The sequence below is a fragment of the Curtobacterium sp. Leaf154 genome, assembly GCF_001424595.1.
Classification (GTDB): domain Bacteria; phylum Actinomycetota; class Actinomycetes; order Actinomycetales; family Microbacteriaceae; genus Curtobacterium; species Curtobacterium poinsettiae.
In genome coordinates this window covers 219,794-236,586 of record NZ_LMOS01000001.1, presented here as the reverse complement: position 1 = coordinate 236,586, position 16,793 = coordinate 219,794, and the positions used below count along the sequence as shown (strand labels likewise).

Below are 16,793 nucleotides of genomic sequence, written 5' to 3'. Positions count from 1 at the left end.
CTTCCTCGGGCGTGGGGTGTGCCCGTCGGGTCCGTGCACCGCGGATCGCGTGTGCACGATCGGCCATGCTACGCCGACGACACGCGAATGCAAGCACCCGTCCACCTGCACGTCACCATCAGCATCAGCGTCGGTCCTGGGGCCTAGAGTGGACGGGGCCCCAGCCGGTCGCGACCCGACCACCGGAGCCACCATGTCCACCACCACGAGAACGAACGAGGTCAAGGGTGACGGTGAACGACCAGGACCCGTACAGCACCGGGGCGAACGACCAGGATCCGCAGGAGACCGCCGAATGGCGTGAGTCCCTGGACGGGCTGGTCCAGACCCACGGACACCAGCGCGGTCGCGAGATCATGCTGAGCCTGCTCAAGCGGTCCAAGGAACTGCACCTCGGTGTGCCGATGGTCCCGACGACGGACTACGTGAACACCATCGCGCCGGAGAACGAGCCGGAGTTCCCCGGCGACGAAGAGCTGGAGCGCCGGTACCGCCGCTGGATCCGCTGGAACGCGGCCATCACGGTGCACCGCGCGCAGCGTCCGGGCATCGCGGTCGGCGGGCACATCTCGACGTACGCGTCGAGCGCCGCGATGTACGAGGTCGGCTACAACCACTTCTTCCGCGCGCAGGACCACCCCTCCGGTGGCGACCAGGTCTTCTTCCAGGGCCACGCCTCCCCCGGCATGTACGCCCGCGCCTACATGGAAGGGCGCCTGTCCGAGGACCAGCTCGACGGGTTCCGGCAGGAGAAGTCGCACGCCGGCGGCGGCCTGTCGTCGTACCCGCACCCGCGCCTCATGCCGCACTTCTGGCAGTTCCCGACCGTGTCGATGGGCATCGGCCCGATCAACGCGATCTACCAGGCGCAGCAGGCCAAGTACCTGTCGAACCGCGGCATCAAGGACGCCATGGACCAGCAGGTCTGGGCGTTCCTGGGTGACGGCGAGATGGACGAGGTCGAGTCCCGCGGCCAGCTCCAGGTCGCTGCGAACGACGGCCTCGACAACCTGAACTTCGTCATCAACTGCAACCTGCAGCGACTCGACGGTCCGGTCCGTGGCAACGGCAAGATCATCCAAGAGCTCGAGGCGTTCTTCCGCGGTGCGGGCTGGAACGTCATCAAGGTCGTCTGGGGCCGCGAGTGGGACGACCTGCTCGCCCGCGACACCGAGGGGGCGCTGCTCAACCTGATGAACCAGACGCCGGACGGCGACTACCAGACGTACAAGGCCGAGAACGGTGCCTACGTGCGCGAGAACTTCTTCGGGCGCGACCCGAAGGCGCTCGAGCTCGTCCAGGACTACACCGACGACCAGATCTGGAACCTCAAGCGCGGTGGCCACGACTACCGCAAGGTCTACGCCGCGTTCAAGGCCGCGACCGAGCACAAGGGCCAGCCGACCGTCATCCTGGCGAAGACGGTCAAGGGCTACGGCCTCGGCCCGAGCTTCGAGGGCCGCAACGCGACCCACCAGATGAAGAAGCTCACGCTCGACAACCTCAAGCAGTTCCGCGACGAGATGCGCATCCCGATCTCCGACGCGCAGCTGGAAGAGAACCCCTACACGCCGCCGTACTACCACCCGGGCAACGACGACGAGGCGATCCAGTACATGCACGAGCGCCGTCGCGCGCTCGGTGGCTACGTGCCGGAACGTCGCACGAAGTACACGCAGTTCACGCTGCCGGACGACTCGAAGTACCAGGTCGTGAAGAAGGGCTCCGGCAAGCAGGAGGTCGCCACCACCATGGCGTTCGCCCGCCTGCTGAAGGACCTGCTGCGCTCGCCCGACTTCGGCGACCGCGTGGTCCCGATCATCCCGGACGAAGCACGCACGTTCGGCATGGACGCCTACTTCCCGTCGGCGAAGATCTACAACCCGAACGGCCAGCACTACACGTCCGTCGACCGCGAACTCCTCCTCGCCTACAAGGAGAGCCCGCAGGGCCAGATCATCCACGTCGGCATCAACGAGGCGGGCGCCCTGGCGGCGTTCACCGCGGTCGGTACCTCGTACTCGACGCAGGGCGAGCCGCTCATCCCGGTCTACGTCTTCTACTCGATGTTCGGGTTCCAGCGCACCGGCGACGCCATCTGGGCCGCCGGCGACCAGATGACCCGTGGCTTCATGATCGGCGCGACCGCCGGCCGCACCACGCTGACGGGCGAAGGCCTGCAGCACGCGGACGGCCACTCGCCGCTCCTCGCCACGACGAACCCGGCCGTCGTCTCGTACGACCCGGCGTACGGGTACGAGATCGGCCACATCGTCAAGGCCGGCCTCGACCGCATGTACGGCACGAACGAGGACGGCTCGCCGAAGCACGCCGACCCGAACGTCATGTACTACCTGACGGTCTACAACGAGCCGCTGGTGCAGCCGGCCGAGCCCGAGGGCGTCGACGTCGAGGGCATCCTCAAGGGCATGTACCTGCTCAAGCCGAGCGAGCACGACGGCCCGAAGGCCCAGCTGCTCGCGTCCGGTGTCGCCGTGCCGTGGATCCTCGAGGCGCAGCAGCTCCTCGCCGAGGACTGGGGCGTGTCGGCCGACGTGTGGAGCGTCACGAGCTGGGGTGAGCTGTACCGCGACGGTGTGGCCGCCGAGCAGCAGGCGTTCCTCAACCCGAACGAGCCGGCCCGCACGCCGTTCGTCACCGAGCGTCTGCTCGGCACCGAAGGACCGGTCGTCGCCGTGAGCGACTTCATGCACCTGGTGCAGGAGCAGATCCGTCCGTTCGTGCCGACCGACTACGCCACCCTCGGTGCCGACGGCTTCGGTTTCTCGGACACCCGTCCGGCCGCTCGCCGCTTCTTCCACATCGACGGCCCCTCGGTCGTCGTGCGGACGCTGCAGCAGCTCGCCCGCCAGGGCAAGGTCGACGGCGCGCTCGTCCAGCAGGCGATCGACAAGTACCGCCTGCACGACGTGACCGCCGGCACCACCGGCAGCGCGGGCGGCGAGAGCTGATCACCCCGTGACGACGGTCCGCCCGGACCACGAGAGCCAGGAGAGCGCGCGTGAGCGTGCGCTCTCCTGGCTCCGTCAGGTGTCCGGAGAACTCTCCACCGCGACCATCAAGCGGCTCGAGGAAACCCTCCCCTGGTACAGCGAGATGCCACCGGGGCGCCGCTCCGCCGTGGGCCTCGTCGCCCAGGCCGGCATCACGTCGTTCATCAGCTGGCTCGAGGGCACTGCGTCGACGCCGTGGATCGCCGCGGCCGACGTCTTCGGGTCCGCCCCACGGGAGCTCCTGCGCTCGGTGAGCCTGCAGCAGACCCTGCAGCTCATCCGCGTCGTCGTCACCGTGGTCGAGGAACGCGCCGCCGACGACGAGATGCTGCAGGAGGCGATCCTCAAGTACTCCCGTGACATCGCGTTCGCGGCCGCCGACGTCTACGCCCGCGCGGCCGAGGCCCGGGGCCTGTGGGACGCCCGGCTCGAAGCCCTCGTGGTCGACTCGATCCTCTCGGGCGAGTACGACGACGAACTGCCGTCCCGCATCGCCGCCCTCGGGTGGCACGGGCACGGCGAGGTCGCGGTGCTCGTCGGCACCGCGCCGAAGCAGCTCGAGGTCGACCAGGTCCGTCGCACCGCACGGCACATGGACGCCGACGTGCTCGTCGGGGTCCAGGGATCGCGGCTCGTCGTGGTCATCGGTCGCGCCACCCCGCGTGACGACGTGCCCGAGGGCGAGGAGCCCGTCTCCTTCACGACCATCGCGCAGGCCCTCGAACCGCTGTTCGGCGACGGCCACCTGGTCCTCGGCAACGAGGTCCCCGGGGTCGTCGACGCCTCGACCAGCGCGAAGGCCGCCTTGGCCGGGTTCGCCGTCGCGCGTGCCTGGCGCGGTGTCCCCCGTCCGGCCCTCGCCGACGACCTGCTCCCTGAGCGCGCCCTGGCCGGTGACCCGCTGGCCCGCTCGGCCCTGGTCCAGCGCATCTACGTCCCGCTCAAGGACCAGTCGACCGAGCTCCTGCAGACGCTGTGGTGCTACCTGGACACCGGCCGCTCGCTCGAGGCCACCGCCAGGGAGCTCTTCGTGCACCCGAACACCGTGCGCTACCGCCTGCGCCGCGTCGCCGACATCATCGGCTGGGACGCCACGAACGCCCGGGACGCCCTGATCGTGCAGTCGGCGCTCATCCTCGGCGCGATGTCGGAGTCCGCGACCGGCCGTCGCCGCATCACACCCCGACGCTGACGCGCCGGGGCGTAGAGAACCGACAATGTCCCACCGGGATTCGTGTGGGAAGTCCACACGTGCCCTGTGGGGCGAGAACGCGAGGATTGTCCGGTGATCGTCGTCGTCGCGCCCGGACAGGGCTCCCAGACCCCCGGCTTCCTCGCCCCCTGGCTCGAGGACGCCACCGTTCGTGAACGCGTCGGGCAATGGTCGGAGTCGATCGGCGTCGACCTCGCCGAGCACGGCACGAACTCCGACGCGGACACCATCAAGGACACCGCGCTCGCACAGCCCCTCATCGTGGCCGCCGGCCTGGTGACCGCCGACGCACTGCTCGCCGAGGGCCGTCGTGCCCTGGTGGGCGGGGTCGCCGGACACTCGGTGGGCGAGTTCACCGCCGCCGCGGTCGCCGGGATCCTCGAGCCGACCGACGCCGTCGCCCTGGTCGCCGAGCGCGGCCGGGCCATGGCCGACGCCGCAGCGCTCGAACCGACCTCGATGGCCGCCGTCCTCGGTGGCGACGCCGATGCGGTCGCCGCCGCCCTCGCCGAGCACGGCCTGGTGCCCGCGAACCACAACGGTGGCGGCCAGACCGTCGTCGCCGGCGCCGCGGACGCCATCGCCGCCCTCGCCGCAGCCCCGCCCGCCAAGGCCCGGGTCATCCCCCTCGCCGTCGCCGGCGCGTTCCACACCCGCTACATGGCGCCCGCCGTCGAGCGGGTCGCACCGGTGGCGGCCTCCGCTGCCGTGCAGGACCCGACCCTGCCGATCTGGACCAACGCCGACGGCTCCCGGGTGGACGACGGCCGACGCTTCGTCGACCTGATGGTCCAGCAGATCGCGAACCCCGTGCACTGGGACGCGGTCATGGAGTCCTTCTCCGCCGCCGGCGTGACCGGCATCATCGAGCTCGCACCCGCCGGTGCCCTCGTCGGCCTGGCGAAGCGCGGCCTCCGCGGCACGCCGACCGTCGCCATCAAGACCCCCGACGACCTGCCTGCAGCGATCGACCTGCTGCAGCGCGCGGGCCAGGAAGCAGACGCAACCGCATGACCGACCCGACCACCCCGACGGACGCCCCCACGGGCCTCCCGACCGGATCCGCGCGCCCGCTGCTCCAGCAGCGCCGCGGCCACGAGTTCACCCGGATCCTGGCGTTCGGCGCCGCCCGCGGCGAGAACGTCGTGCCGAACGACGACCTCGTCGGCCCGATCGACTCGTCCGACGAGTGGATCCGCCAGCGCACCGGCATCATCACCCGCAAGCGTGCCGGCGAGGACGTCGAAGCCGTCGACCTCGCCGAGACCGCCGCACGCGAGGCGATCGAGAAGGCCGGCATCGAGCCGTCCCAGATCGGCGTCGTGCTCGTGAGCACCGTCACGCACACCGTCGCCACCCCGTCGATGGCGTCGCTGCTCGCCGAACGCATCGGTGCCACCCCGGCCGCCGCGTACGACATCAGCGCCGCCTGCGCCGGGTACGCCTACGGCATCGCCCAGGCCGACTCGTTCATCAAGTCCGGGCTCGCCGACCACGTGCTGGTCGTCGGGGCCGAGAAGCTCAGCGACGTCGTCGACCCGACCGACCGCTCGATCTCGTTCCTGCTCGGGGACGGTGCCGGCGCCGCCGTGATCGGCCCGAGCGACTTCCCGGGCATCGCCCCCACCATCTGGGGCTCGGACGGCTCGAAGTGGGACGCCATCGGCATGACCGCGACCTACAACGAGTGGGAGGCCGGTGCACCCCGCCCGACCATGCGCCAAGCCGGCCAGACGGTGTTCCGCTGGGCCGTCTGGGAGATGGTCAAGGTCGCCCGACAGACGCTCGAGACCGCCGGGGTCCGTCCCGAGGACCTCGCCGCCTTCGTGCCGCACCAGGCGAACATCCGCATCATCGACGAGTTCGCCAAGCAGCTCGGCCTGCCCGAGACGGTGACGATCGCCCGCGACATCACCACCACCGGCAACACCTCCGCCGCGAGCATCCCGCTCGCCACGCACCGCCTGCTCGAGGAGCACCCGGACCTGTCGGGCGGCCTCGCCCTGCAGATCGGCTTCGGCGCCGGACTCGTGTTCGGCGCCCAGGTGGTCGTCCTCCCCTGATCCCAGCCCGGTCGCGCACCCGCGCGACCGGTCCCCATCCCGACGAGCCTCCGCGCACCCGGACCCCGCGTGCCCTAGGCTGGTCAACGGTCAAACGACACCCCCCTTCAAGGAGAACACTCATGGCCCTGTCCAACGAAGAAGTCCTCGCCGGCCTGGCCGAGCTGATCAACGACGAGACCGGTATCGCCACCGACACCGTCGCCGCCGACAAGTCCTTCACGGACGACCTCGACATCGACTCCATCTCGATGATGACCATCGTGGTCAACGCCGAGGAGAAGTTCGACGTGAAGATCCCGGACGAAGAGGTCAAGAACCTCAAGACCGTCGGCAACGCGGTCGACTACATCGTCAAGGCCCAGGCCTGACACGAGCTTCCTGAGCGCCGCGGCCCGCGGACCCCTGCGGGCCGCGGCGCTCATCTTGTTCACCCCAACGAAAGAACACGTCGTCCCATGACCAAGAAGACCGTCGTCGTCACCGGGATCGGTGCGATCTCACCCCTCGCCGCGACCGCCCCGGACACCTGGGACGCGCTGCTCGCCGGCAAGTCCGGCATCACCCGCATCGAGGACCCCCGCTACGCCGACCTCGAACTCCCCGTGGAGTTCGCCGGCCAGGCGCGCACCTTCCTCACCGACCAGCTCACCCGCCCCGAGTCGAAGCGCCTCGACCCCTCGTCGCAGCTGTCGCTCGTCGCAGCGCGCGAAGCATGGGCCGACGCCGGCATCGACGACGAGTCGGTCGTCCCCGAGCGCTTGATCGTCGACTGGGCAACGGGCATCGGTGGCGTGAACACGCTGCTCGACGCCTGGGACACCCTGCGCGAGAAGGGCCCGCGTCGCGTCCTGCCGATGACGGTCCCGATGCTCATGGCGAACGGTCCCGCCGCCGCCATCGAGATGGAGTTCGGCGCCCGTGGCGGCGCCCGCACCTACCTGTCGGCGTGTGCCTCGTCGACCGAGTCGCTGGCCGAGGCCTACCGGCACATCGCCGACGGCGACGCCGACATCGTCATCACCGGTGGCGCCGAGGCCGCGCTGCACCCGCTCCCGCTGGCCGCGTTCGCCGCCATGCAGGCCCTGTCGCGCCGCAACGACTCCCCCGAGACCGCGTCGCGCCCCTACGACGTCACGCGTGACGGCTTCGTCCTCGGTGACGGCGCCGCGGCGCTCATCCTCGAGTCGAAGGAGCACGCCGAGGCCCGCGGCGCGACCATCTACGCCGAGGTCGCCGGCTCCGGCATCACCTCGGACGCCTTCCACATCACCGCGCCGGACCCCGAGGGCAGCGCCGCCGCCCGTGCGGTCCTGCAGGCCCTCGAGCACGCCGACGCGAGCATCGAGGACGTCGTGCACGTCAACGCGCACGCCACCTCGACCCCCGTCGGGGACGTCGCCGAGTACCACGCGATGCGTCGGGTCTTCGGCGACCACCTGGACAACGTCGTGGTGTCGGCCACCAAGGCGTCCACGGGCCACCTGCTCGGTGGTGCCGGTGCGATCGAGGCGGTCTTCACCGTCCTCGCGCTGCACAACCGCGTCGCGCCGCCGACGATCAACCTGCACGACCAGGACCCGGAGATCGTCATGGACGTCGCCCGCGAACCGCGCGCGCTGCCCGAAGGCGACCTGCTCGCCGTCAGCAACTCGTTCGGCTTCGGCGGACACAACGCCGTGGTCGCGTTCCGCAGCGTCTAGTCACGGCAGCACCTGCCAGGAGGCCCGTCCCGCGTCGTCGGGGCGGGCTTCCGTCGTTCCGGTGCCCGGGTCAGCCCCCCGTCCACACGCCGTCGTGTTCCTGTGGCGCCCGAGGAACGACGAGACGCCGCCGTTTTCGGCGGCGTCTCGAGTCTGTGGCGGTGTCCGGGCGACACACCGGCGTCTAACGCACCCGGTACACCGGCGTCTGGCGCACCCAACACGCCGGCGTGTGGCGAGTCCGGATCAGCCGACGCGGTGCAGCCAGACGACCGGGTTGCCCTCGGCGGCGTGGCGGAAGGGCTCGAGCTCGTCGTCCCAGGCCTGCCCGAGGGCCAGTCGCAACTCACGGTGCAGTTCGAGGGCGTTGCTGCCCGCGACCTCCATCGCGTAGCGCACCCGGTCCTCGGGGATGACCATGTTGCCCGTGACGTCGGTCTGCGCGTAGAACACCCCGAGGTCGGGCGTGTGCATCCAGCGACCACCGTCCGAGGCGCTCGTCGGCTCCTCGGTGACCTCGTACCGCAGGTGCTCCCACCCGCGCAGGGCAGAGGCGATCGCGGCACCGGCACCGACCGCACCGGTCCACGTGAACTCGGTCCGACGCGCACCGTCCTGCGCGGGCTGGTCGAGCCACGAGAAGTTCACGGCGCGGTTCATCGCGCGACCTGCTGCCCATTCGACGTGCGGGCAGAGCGCGCGGGGTGAGGAGTGCACGTAGAGCACTCCTGTCGTCGTTCCGTTCACGGTTCCTCCGATACGTCAGGTGCGACTTCCCCATCGACCTGGTGCGGAGGATCCTGACCCGAGGGGCCACGGAACCATCGGTATGCGATTGTGATGTCCCGACGGGACACGCCCATTATGCAGCGCCACGCCTGGGAACGGCAAGGACCCGACCGGGTTCAGTGCAGGACGGCACCGCTCGCGTCGACCGGGTGCCGCTCCCCCGCCGTGATCGGCACGGGGACACGGTTCTCCTCCGGAGGGATCGGGCAGGCGTACTGGTACGAGAACGCGCACGGCGGCAGGACCAGCAGGTTCCAGTCGAGCTCGACCGTGGACTCGGCGCCGGGGTCGTCGAGGTACAGGAACCGACCCATCGAGTAGCTGCTGCTCGGGTCGTCCTCGGCCAGGGCACTCGTGGCGTCCTGCACGATGAGCTGCAGTCTCGCGACTCCGCGGAACGCGGCCGACCGGACGGCGACGAACCGCACCGTGGCGCCGTCCACGACGGTCTCGACGTGTCCGGCAACCGGCAGGGCGTCGCCGGCGGCGTCGCGGACGCTGCCACGGGCCTCCTGGCCGTCGTCCACCAGCGGGACGTACGTGCCGGACGTCACCCGGTCGCCGGACCGCTCGAAGCGGGCGATGTGCGCGAAGCGGGCGATCGCCTCGGACGACGGGTCCCAGACACGCAGGGTGTCGCCGGTGACGGTGCCGGCGAAGCCGTCCGGCAGCGCGACAGTGGACGGGACGACGGCGGTGTCCCCCGCGACCAGCACCGTCCCGTTGACCGGCACGCCGTCCACGACGACGCCGTCGGACGCCTCGGCCGTGACGGTGAGTCCGCCGGGCGCCGGAGCCCAGGTGCCGGGGACCGGCCAGACCGGCTGCGGGTGGTCGACGTGTTGCGCGTTCACCAGGGCGAGCGGTCCGCGAGCACTGCGCGCCCAGCGGTCACGTTCGTCGACGTGCTCGGCGAAGGCGGCGACCGCGGCGGTCGCGCCGTCGCCGCGCGTCACGACTGTTCCTGGCGGGGGTAGATGACCTTCTGCACGATGATGATGACCGACGCCGCGACGGGCAGGGCCACGAGCGCGCCGAGCACACCGCCGATGGTGCCGCCCGCGACGGCGGCGATGACCACGAGCGCACCGGGTACCTGGACTGCTCGCGACATGATGCGCGGCGAGATCAGGTAGGCCTCGACCTGCATGTACACCAGGTAGTAGATCGCCGCGGCGAGGGCGGTCGCCGGTGACGCGAAGAAGCAGAGCAACGAGATCACGATCGCGGCGGCCAACGTGCCGACGAGCGGGATGAGCGAACCGAGGAACGCGAACGACGCGAGCAGCACCGGCAGCGGCGCCCCGATGATGAGCAGGAAGAAGAAGCTGAGGATGCCGTTGATGAGCGCCTGGGACACCTGCCCGACGACGTAGCGACCGACCGCCTGCGTGATCTGCTCGCTCACGTCGATGAAGTTCTGACGACGCGACGCCGGGACGAACCGGTACGCCGCACGCTTCATGCCCCGCATCGACGCGAGGAAGTAGAGCATCAGGATGATGACGATGAGCGCCCCGGTGACACCGGACAGGATCCCGCTGCCGACCGCCAGGATCCCGCCGCCGACACTGAGCAGGTTGCCCGGCTTCTCGACGAAGGACTGCAGCGACTGCAGCGCGTGGTCGATGTCGAACGACCCGGCGAACTGCTTCGACAGGTCCTGCACCCACTGCTGCTGCGAGATGTCCTGCACGATCTCAGGGAAGTTCTGGATCAGGTTCGACGCCTGGTCCACCAGGATCGGCACCACCGCGAACACGATGCCGGCGAAGGCCCCGAGCACCCCGACCACGACGATCGTGATGGCCGCCCACCGCGGGATGATCCGCTCGAGGAACGACACGAGCGGGTCGATGCCGAGCGCCAGGAACAGCGCGACCCCGATGTAGACCAGGACCGTGCTCAGCTCGTTGATGATCGACCCGGCGAGCAGGGCGACGAGGACCCCGATGGCGCCCATGAACCCCAGCCGGAACGCGTTCACGCGCACGCCGGTACCGCCACGGGTCACCTCGAAGGTGACGTTCGGTGTCGGTGCGTGGTCGTCCTGCGACGTGTCGCGCTTCCTTGGCATGTGCACGTAGGGCGGGCGGGACTCGAACCCGCGGATCGTTCGGTTATGAGCCGACTGCCTTGACCAGCTTGGCTACCGCCCCTCGCCGGAGGCCCTCAGGCCACCGGCTCACCACGATACAGCGACTCGAACGTCGACAGCGTGCGGTTGATGTCGTGCGCCTCGATCATGGCCAGACTGCGTTCCCGCATCGCCACGTAGTCGGACTCCGGGGCGGTGAGCACCGTCGTGAGCTTCGCCGCCAGGTCGTCGACGTCGCCCGGGGCGAACAGGTACCCGTTGCCGTCGATCAGGTGCGGGAGCGCCATCGAGTCGGCGGCGACCACGGGGAGCCCGGACGCCATCCCCTCGAGCGAGGAGATGCTCTGCAGCTCGGCCGTCGACGGCATCGCGAACACCGTCGCGTTGGTCAGGGCCTCCTGCTTGCGCTCGTCCGAGACGAAGCCCAGGAACCGCACGCGGTCCTCGAGCCCGAGCTCCTTCGCCAGTGCGGTGAGCTTCGGGATCATCTCGCCGTCGCCGACGATGGTCAGGGTCGTGGCCAGCTCGGCCGGCAGCAGCGCCACGGCACGGACCAGGACGTCGAGGTTCTTCTCCGGGGCGACCCGGCCCACGAAGACGATGTCGTTGTTGACCGGGCGCCCCTCGCGCGCGACGTAGCGGGACGCGTCGATGCCGCACGAGATCGCCAGGACCTGCTGGCCGGCGATGGCCTTCCGCAGGTAGTCGGCGGCCAGGTTGGTCGGCGTCGTGATCGTGTCGGCCAGCCGGTAGGTCTTGGCGGCGTCGCTCCACGCGATCTTCAGCGCGAGGGGCAGCGTCCACTTGCCGAACGGCGTGTACTCGAGCAGGTTCTCCGGCATGAAGTGGTTCGTCGCGATGACCCGGATGCCGCGGTCGTTCGCCTCGTGCACGATGCCACGACCGATGACCACGTGCGACTGGATGTGCAGCACGTCGGGCTTGACCGCGTCGAGGATCGGGGCGGTCCACTTCCGGACGCTCCACGGCCACACGAAGCGCAGCCACGGGTGCAGCGGCCACTTGTACGACTTCAGGCGGTGCACGACGAGGGTGACGCCGTGGTGCTCCTCGTCGAAGGTGCCGTAGTGGCGGCTCGACGCCGGGGCCACGATGTGCACCTCGTGCCCGCGCTCGGCCAGTCCGACGGCGAGCTGCTCGGCGAAGGTCGCGGCGCCGTTGACGTCGGGGGCGAAGGTGTCCGCTGCGATCAGCACGCGCAGCGGTCGGTGACCGCCCGTCGCACCCGTCGGTCCGGCGGTGGCGGTGGTGGCGTCTCCTGACACGGCTGAGTTCGTCCTCTCGTGGGCGATGGCTGGTCGGCTGTGACGCTATCGCACCAGGATCGACGGTCGCGTCAGCCGCGCGGATGAGCGCCGCGACCACCGGGCGCCGAGCGCCGAGCGCGCCGCGGCCGTCAGGTCCGGGTCTGGGGGTGGTGCTTGGCGAGCAGGAACACCCCGGTGATGGCGATGCCCGCGGCGACCACGAACCCCGCCACCGCGAACCACGGCGCCCCCGTTGCCTCGCCGAGCACGATCACGCCGATGCCGACCGCGACGATCGGGTCGATGACGGTCAGCCCCGCGATCACCAGGTCGGCCGAGCCGCTGGAGTACGCGTTCTGCACGAAGTACCCCCCGAGCGACGCCGCGACGACCACGCCGACGATGGCGAGCACGGTCAACCAGTCGAAGGTGTGGTTCACGAACCGGTTCAGCACCACCTTGGCCAGCGTCGCCACGAAGCCGTAGAGCACGCCGGCGCCGACGATGTAGTACAGGGCGTTCCGGCGCTTGGCGACCAGGCGGAACGACACGAGCACCAGCACCAGCACGACCGCCAGGATCACCAGCACGGTGACGAGCTGCTGGCGGGTGATCGCGCTCTCGTGCCCGACGAACGCCGCGATCCCGACGAAGATGCCGACACCGATGATGCACGTCCACACGGCACGACGAGCACGACGGCCGAGCGGGATCCCCGACGCACGCGACGAGAACCACGTCGTGATCACCAGCGCCACGGCACCCAGCGGCTGCACGACGATCAGCGGCGCGAACGTGATGCTGATGAGCTGCAGCACCACCGCGATGCCGAGCATGAGCGTGCCGAGCACCCAGTAGCCGCTCGAGACGAGCCCCACCACGTGGCGGACGCTCAGCCCCTTCGACTGCCGACCGAGACGCGCTTCGACCCGCTGCACCCCACGGCTCTGGAACTGCGCCCCGAGCGACAGGAACACCGCACCGACCAGGGCCACCGGGATCATCAGCGCCTGGAACGGCGTGAGGTTGCTCACGGCGTCGGGCAGCTGGAGGTCCGTCGTCACGCGTCGAGGCTACCGTCCCCCGCCGGATAACCTGGGTGAATGGCCGTTCTCCCGATCCGCATCACCGGCGAACCCGTCCTGCACGAGCGTGCAGCCGAGGTCACCGCGTTCGATGACGACCTCCGTTCCCTCGTCGCCGACATGCTCGAGACCATGGACCTGGCACCGGGCGTCGGCCTGGCCGGACCGCAGGTGGGCGTCGGCAAGCGCCTGTTCGTGTACTCCTACACCGACGACGACGACGTGCTGCACCGGGGCGCCGCCGTGAACCCCGTCCTGTGGACCACGCCCCCGGTCCCCGAGTCCGTCGAGGAGCTCGACGAGGACGAGGAGTCCGAGGGCTGCCTGTCGATCCCGGGCGAGCGCTTCCCGCTCCGCCGCTCCGAGGGCGCCCTGCTGCGCGCCTCCGACGAGCACGGCACCCCGTTCGAGGTCGAGGCGCACGGCTGGCTGGCCCGCATCTTCCAGCACGAGTACGACCACCTGGACGGCTGGCTCTACGCCGACCGTCTCGTGCACCCCTACGGCAAGCAGGTCGCCAAGGCGATCCGCAAGAGCAGCTGGGGCGGCCCCGGCCAGTCCTGGCTGCCGGGTCGCGACCACCCCGAGGGCTGACGCCCGTCCCGCGGCCGTCGGTCGGTCGTGGGTCAGGCGGTCGGTCTGGAGGCCCGGGTCAGCCCCGGTACGCCGCCAGCGCGTCCCGCAGGCGGTCGGTCTCCGGGTGCCCCGGGCAGTACCGCAGGAGCCCCTCGGCCACGTGGGCACCGCGCTCGTCGGCGACCGCCGACGTCCACGGCGCCGAGTCGCGCACCGCGCAGGCGCTCGCGAGCTCGACCAGGGTCGCGTCACCGCGCGCCGCCGTCACCGCGGACTGCTGCTGGCTCGACGGCACCGAGCCGGTCAGCCGCTTCGCCGAGCAGTCGGCACGCGCGGCTTCCCACACCGCTGCGTAGGTCGTGTAGCTCGCGCGGTCAGCGCCGTCCCCGCCGCAGACGAACGCGAAGACGACCGGTGACGCGCCTGAACCCAGCCCGGTGTCCGAGCTCGTCGGGTCCTCGGACGCATCGGTGTCAGGGCCGACGCTGCTGCAGCCGGTGAGCACCGCCGTCACCGCCACGACGACGCCCAGCAGGGCGGATCGAGGGGAACGAGAACGGTGCACCTGTGAACGCTAACAGCATCCGCCGGGTACCAGCCGCACGAGCGACGTCGGTCAGGGTGTCGGGCCGGTGACCGTGATCGTCGCGCGCTGGTCGAGCCGACCACCGCGGTCGGCATCGGTGCTCATCCGGCAGCGCACCTGGGTGGTGCCGACCGGAGCCTGCACGTCCTGCCGGACGCAGCTCGTCGACGACACCCCGCGCGGCAGGTCGAGCCGGATGGGCACGGTCACCGGCTTGCCGTCGGGGCTCTGCAGCGTCCGGTCGGCGAGTTCCAGTGGCGTCCCCTTGACGGTCAGACCGGCCAGCTTCGCCTTGCTCAGGTCGATGCCGTCGATCTGCGCCCCGCTGATGTCGGCGACCGTCAGGTCCGCGGTGCCCAGGTCGGCGTCACGCAGGTCCGCCCCCCGCAGGTCCGCGCTGTACAGGTCGACACCACGCAGGTCCGCTCCGCGCAGGTTCGCCCCCTGCAGGTCGGCGCCGTAGAGCACGCTGTCACGCAGGTCCGAACCGCGCAGGTCCGCGCCGTGCAGGTCGGCCAGACGCAGGTCGACGGTGGCGAAGCGCACACCGGCGAGGTCCTGTTCCGGGCAGGTCGTCACGGCACCCGGCTCGGGCGCCGTGCGGACCGTGCACGAACCGATCTGGCGTTCCCCGGCGCTGGTCCCCCCGGTTCGCGCGAAGGCCGCGACGCCGATGACGACGAAGAACAGGATGGTCAGGGCAGCCACGACGACGCCGCGGAACCGTGCGGCGCGGTTCACGAGCGCACCCCCGTGAGCCACTGGGGCAGGACGTCGCGGGCCCAGCTCGAGTACCAGGCCGCCGAGTTGGCGTACGGGAAGAAGGCGCTGATCGGGTTGTAGAAGACGAAGAGCACGACACCCACCACGATCACGACGACCCACGCCACGGTGGCCGCGCGCCCGTGCAGCCGTCGGATCCACGAGGCGAGACCGAGCAGCACCACGGCCGCGATCATCGGCAGCACCGGCAACAGGTAACGGCCCGAGAACGCGAAGTCCTGCCGGAGGTTCACCGCGGTCGCGGCGTTGAAGCACAGCACCGCCACCGTGTAGGCGACGGGGACGGCTGCCAGCCACCACATGGCCGCGTTCCGGAGCACCCGGCGCATCTGGGTCACCGCGATCGCCACGGCACCGACGCTGGCGACGGCGCCGAACAGCACGACGGCGGTGTTCGGGCGCCAGGGCAGCGACGGACCCCAGAAGAAGAAGAGCGACCGGAAGTAGGTGGTGATCCACATCCAGAGGAAGGAGACCGGCCGGAACGGTTCGAGCGTGCCGGCGGCGACCTCGAGGTCGTGGGTCCGGACCGCGTTGTAGTTCCGACGGAAGATGCCGAAGTTCATGCACGCGTCGCGGCTGTGGATCTCGGCGCAGTCGGGGTTGAGTGCCCGGTAGACGAGCAGGTTCACACCGAAGCGCTCGAGCACCAGGGCGAGCAACGCGCCGCCGATCACCACCAGGACGACGGACCGCCACGGCCGTTCGCGGAAGCCCGAGACGGCTCGACGCACGGGGTGCCGGAGCCACGAGAAACCGTCGACGCGGTACCGGAACAGCACGGCGAAGAAGGCTCCGGCCAGCACGAGCGGCGCCTGGGAGTACTTGAACATGAGCGCCAGCATCGCGGTGACGACCAGCCACGCGAGCGTTCGCAGTCCACCGCCACGGGCGACCTTGACCGCGACGGCGGCGAAGAGGAAGAAGGCGGCCATCGACGGCGCGTCGTAACTGATGGTGGCGGCCTGCCAGGCGTAGCGGCCGGTGGAAGCGGTCACCACGGTGGCGAGCAGGCCGATCGCCGTCGGGACCCCGGCGTTCCGGAACATCGCACGGAGGGCGTACAGACCGGCCCCGGCAGCCAGGACGTCGATGCTCCGCAGCACCATCACGGTCTGTTCCAGGTGGAGCCCGAGCGCCTGCGTCCCCTTCGCCGGGAACGACATCAGGTAGTAGTAGAGGTACGCCGGGAAGCGCGTGACCTCGCCGAGCCACAGCTTCGACGCGTCGACGTCCTGCAGGAACGGGCCGGCGTTCCACGGGCGAGCCGCGTAGAGCATGATGTTGCCGATGTGCCGACGCTCGTCCGGGGCCGCCGAAGCAGGGACGTGGATCGTGACGGCGAACAGGAAGCCGACGAGCAGGAACGCCACGAGCACGACCACGAACGCGGTGCGTGAGGAGAGCACGCGGTTGGCCCGGTCCAGCAGACCCGTGGACCGGTCACCGGTCACACGTCCGGTGGCGGACTCGTGGGTCAACGACATCGAACAGTGGCCTTCCGTGGTTCTGGGTGCGCCCGCCCAGGCTAGCAGCGCGCCCCGCTGGGCCCGACGAGGGCATTCGGACCGTCGGGAACACAAAAGGTCCTCACCCCGAGGGGTGAGGACCTGTC

Annotated in this window: 15 protein-coding genes and 1 tRNA gene; 7 read left to right on the top strand and 9 right to left on the bottom strand. The window is 70.5% G+C overall.

Going from position 1 to position 16,793, the window contains the following annotated elements:
• Window positions 1-227: 227 nt before the first annotated feature.
• The 6 genes from aceE (at window position 228) to ASF75_RS01045 (ending at window position 7,993) form a co-directional block, all read left to right on the top strand.
• Window positions 228-2,972 (top strand): pyruvate dehydrogenase (acetyl-transferring), homodimeric type, encoded by a 2,745-nt coding sequence (gene aceE, locus ASF75_RS01070; RefSeq protein WP_017886714.1) that lies wholly within the window; start codon window positions 228-230, stop codon window positions 2,970-2,972.
• Window positions 2,973-2,979: 7 nt separating this feature from the next.
• Window positions 2,980-4,206 carry a PucR family transcriptional regulator gene (locus ASF75_RS01065; RefSeq protein ID WP_056068318.1) on the top strand — a complete coding sequence of 409 codons (1,227 nt, stop codon included), beginning with the start codon at window positions 2,980-2,982 and terminating at the stop codon, window positions 4,204-4,206.
• 93 nt (window positions 4,207-4,299) lie between these two features.
• Window positions 4,300-5,241 (top strand): ACP S-malonyltransferase, encoded by a 942-nt coding sequence (locus ASF75_RS01060; protein ID WP_056068316.1) that lies wholly within the window; start codon window positions 4,300-4,302, stop codon window positions 5,239-5,241.
• Entirely contained in the window at window positions 5,238-6,290 is a 1,053-nt protein-coding gene (locus tag ASF75_RS01055) for a beta-ketoacyl-ACP synthase III (RefSeq protein WP_056068315.1), read from the top strand. The genes ASF75_RS01060 and ASF75_RS01055 overlap by 4 nt, the downstream gene beginning before the upstream one ends.
• A gap of 122 nt (window positions 6,291-6,412) precedes the next feature.
• The gene (locus tag ASF75_RS01050; RefSeq protein WP_017886710.1) at window positions 6,413-6,661 is read left to right on the top strand and encodes an acyl carrier protein; all 249 of its coding nucleotides are present in this window, start codon (window positions 6,413-6,415) and stop codon (window positions 6,659-6,661) included.
• 87 nt (window positions 6,662-6,748) lie between these two features.
• A complete protein-coding gene (locus ASF75_RS01045) occupies window positions 6,749-7,993 on the top strand; it encodes a beta-ketoacyl-[acyl-carrier-protein] synthase family protein (RefSeq protein ID WP_017886709.1) in 1,245 nt (414 codons plus the stop codon).
• A gap of 246 nt (window positions 7,994-8,239) precedes the next feature.
• Here ASF75_RS01045 and ASF75_RS01040 read toward each other — a convergent pair whose 3' ends face one another.
• The 6 genes from ASF75_RS01040 to ASF75_RS01015 all read right to left on the bottom strand — a co-directional run bounded on the left by ASF75_RS01040 (window position 8,240) and on the right by ASF75_RS01015 (window position 13,212).
• Window positions 8,240-8,740, bottom strand: coding sequence for a DUF3145 domain-containing protein (locus ASF75_RS01040; protein ID WP_031259468.1), 501 nt, complete (start codon window positions 8,738-8,740; stop codon window positions 8,240-8,242).
• Between the two features lie 158 nt (window positions 8,741-8,898).
• Window positions 8,899-9,738: a DUF1684 domain-containing protein gene (locus ASF75_RS01035; RefSeq protein WP_056068313.1), complete on the bottom strand. Its 840-nt coding sequence runs from the start codon at window positions 9,736-9,738 to the stop codon at window positions 8,899-8,901.
• A complete protein-coding gene (locus tag ASF75_RS01030; RefSeq protein WP_017886706.1) occupies window positions 9,735-10,859 on the bottom strand; it encodes an AI-2E family transporter in 1,125 nt (374 codons plus the stop codon). The genes ASF75_RS01035 and ASF75_RS01030 overlap by 4 nt, the downstream gene beginning before the upstream one ends.
• Before the next feature lie 7 nt (window positions 10,860-10,866).
• Window positions 10,867-10,941, bottom strand: a tRNA-Ile gene (locus ASF75_RS01025).
• A 13-nt stretch (window positions 10,942-10,954) separates the two neighbouring features.
• A complete protein-coding gene (locus tag ASF75_RS01020) occupies window positions 10,955-12,166 on the bottom strand; it encodes a glycosyltransferase (protein ID WP_056068311.1) in 1,212 nt (403 codons plus the stop codon).
• Between the two features lie 131 nt (window positions 12,167-12,297).
• Window positions 12,298-13,212, bottom strand: a complete 915-nt coding sequence (locus ASF75_RS01015) for a hypothetical protein (RefSeq protein ID WP_017886704.1) — start codon at window positions 13,210-13,212, stop codon at window positions 12,298-12,300.
• A 39-nt stretch (window positions 13,213-13,251) separates the two neighbouring features.
• Between ASF75_RS01015 and def the strand changes: the two genes are divergently transcribed.
• The gene (def, locus tag ASF75_RS01010) at window positions 13,252-13,827 is read left to right on the top strand and encodes a peptide deformylase (RefSeq protein ID WP_017886703.1); all 576 of its coding nucleotides are present in this window, start codon (window positions 13,252-13,254) and stop codon (window positions 13,825-13,827) included.
• A 58-nt stretch (window positions 13,828-13,885) separates the two neighbouring features.
• Here the strand turns inward: def and ASF75_RS01005 are convergent, their stop codons facing one another.
• Genes ASF75_RS01005 through ASF75_RS18065 form a run of 3 tightly spaced genes read right to left on the bottom strand, consistent with a single transcriptional unit; the run spans window position 13,886 to window position 16,665 of the window.
• Entirely contained in the window at window positions 13,886-14,374 is a 489-nt protein-coding gene (locus tag ASF75_RS01005) for a hypothetical protein (RefSeq protein ID WP_140447958.1), read from the bottom strand.
• Between the two features lie 51 nt (window positions 14,375-14,425).
• On the bottom strand, window positions 14,426-15,136 hold the full coding sequence (locus ASF75_RS01000; RefSeq protein ID WP_235517463.1) for a pentapeptide repeat-containing protein: 711 nt from the start codon (window positions 15,134-15,136) through the stop codon (window positions 14,426-14,428).
• Entirely contained in the window at window positions 15,133-16,665 is a 1,533-nt protein-coding gene (locus ASF75_RS18065) for a hypothetical protein (protein ID WP_017886700.1), read from the bottom strand. Before ASF75_RS18065 ends, ASF75_RS01000 begins: the two co-directional genes overlap by 4 nt.
• Window positions 16,666-16,793: the final 128 nt, after the last annotated feature.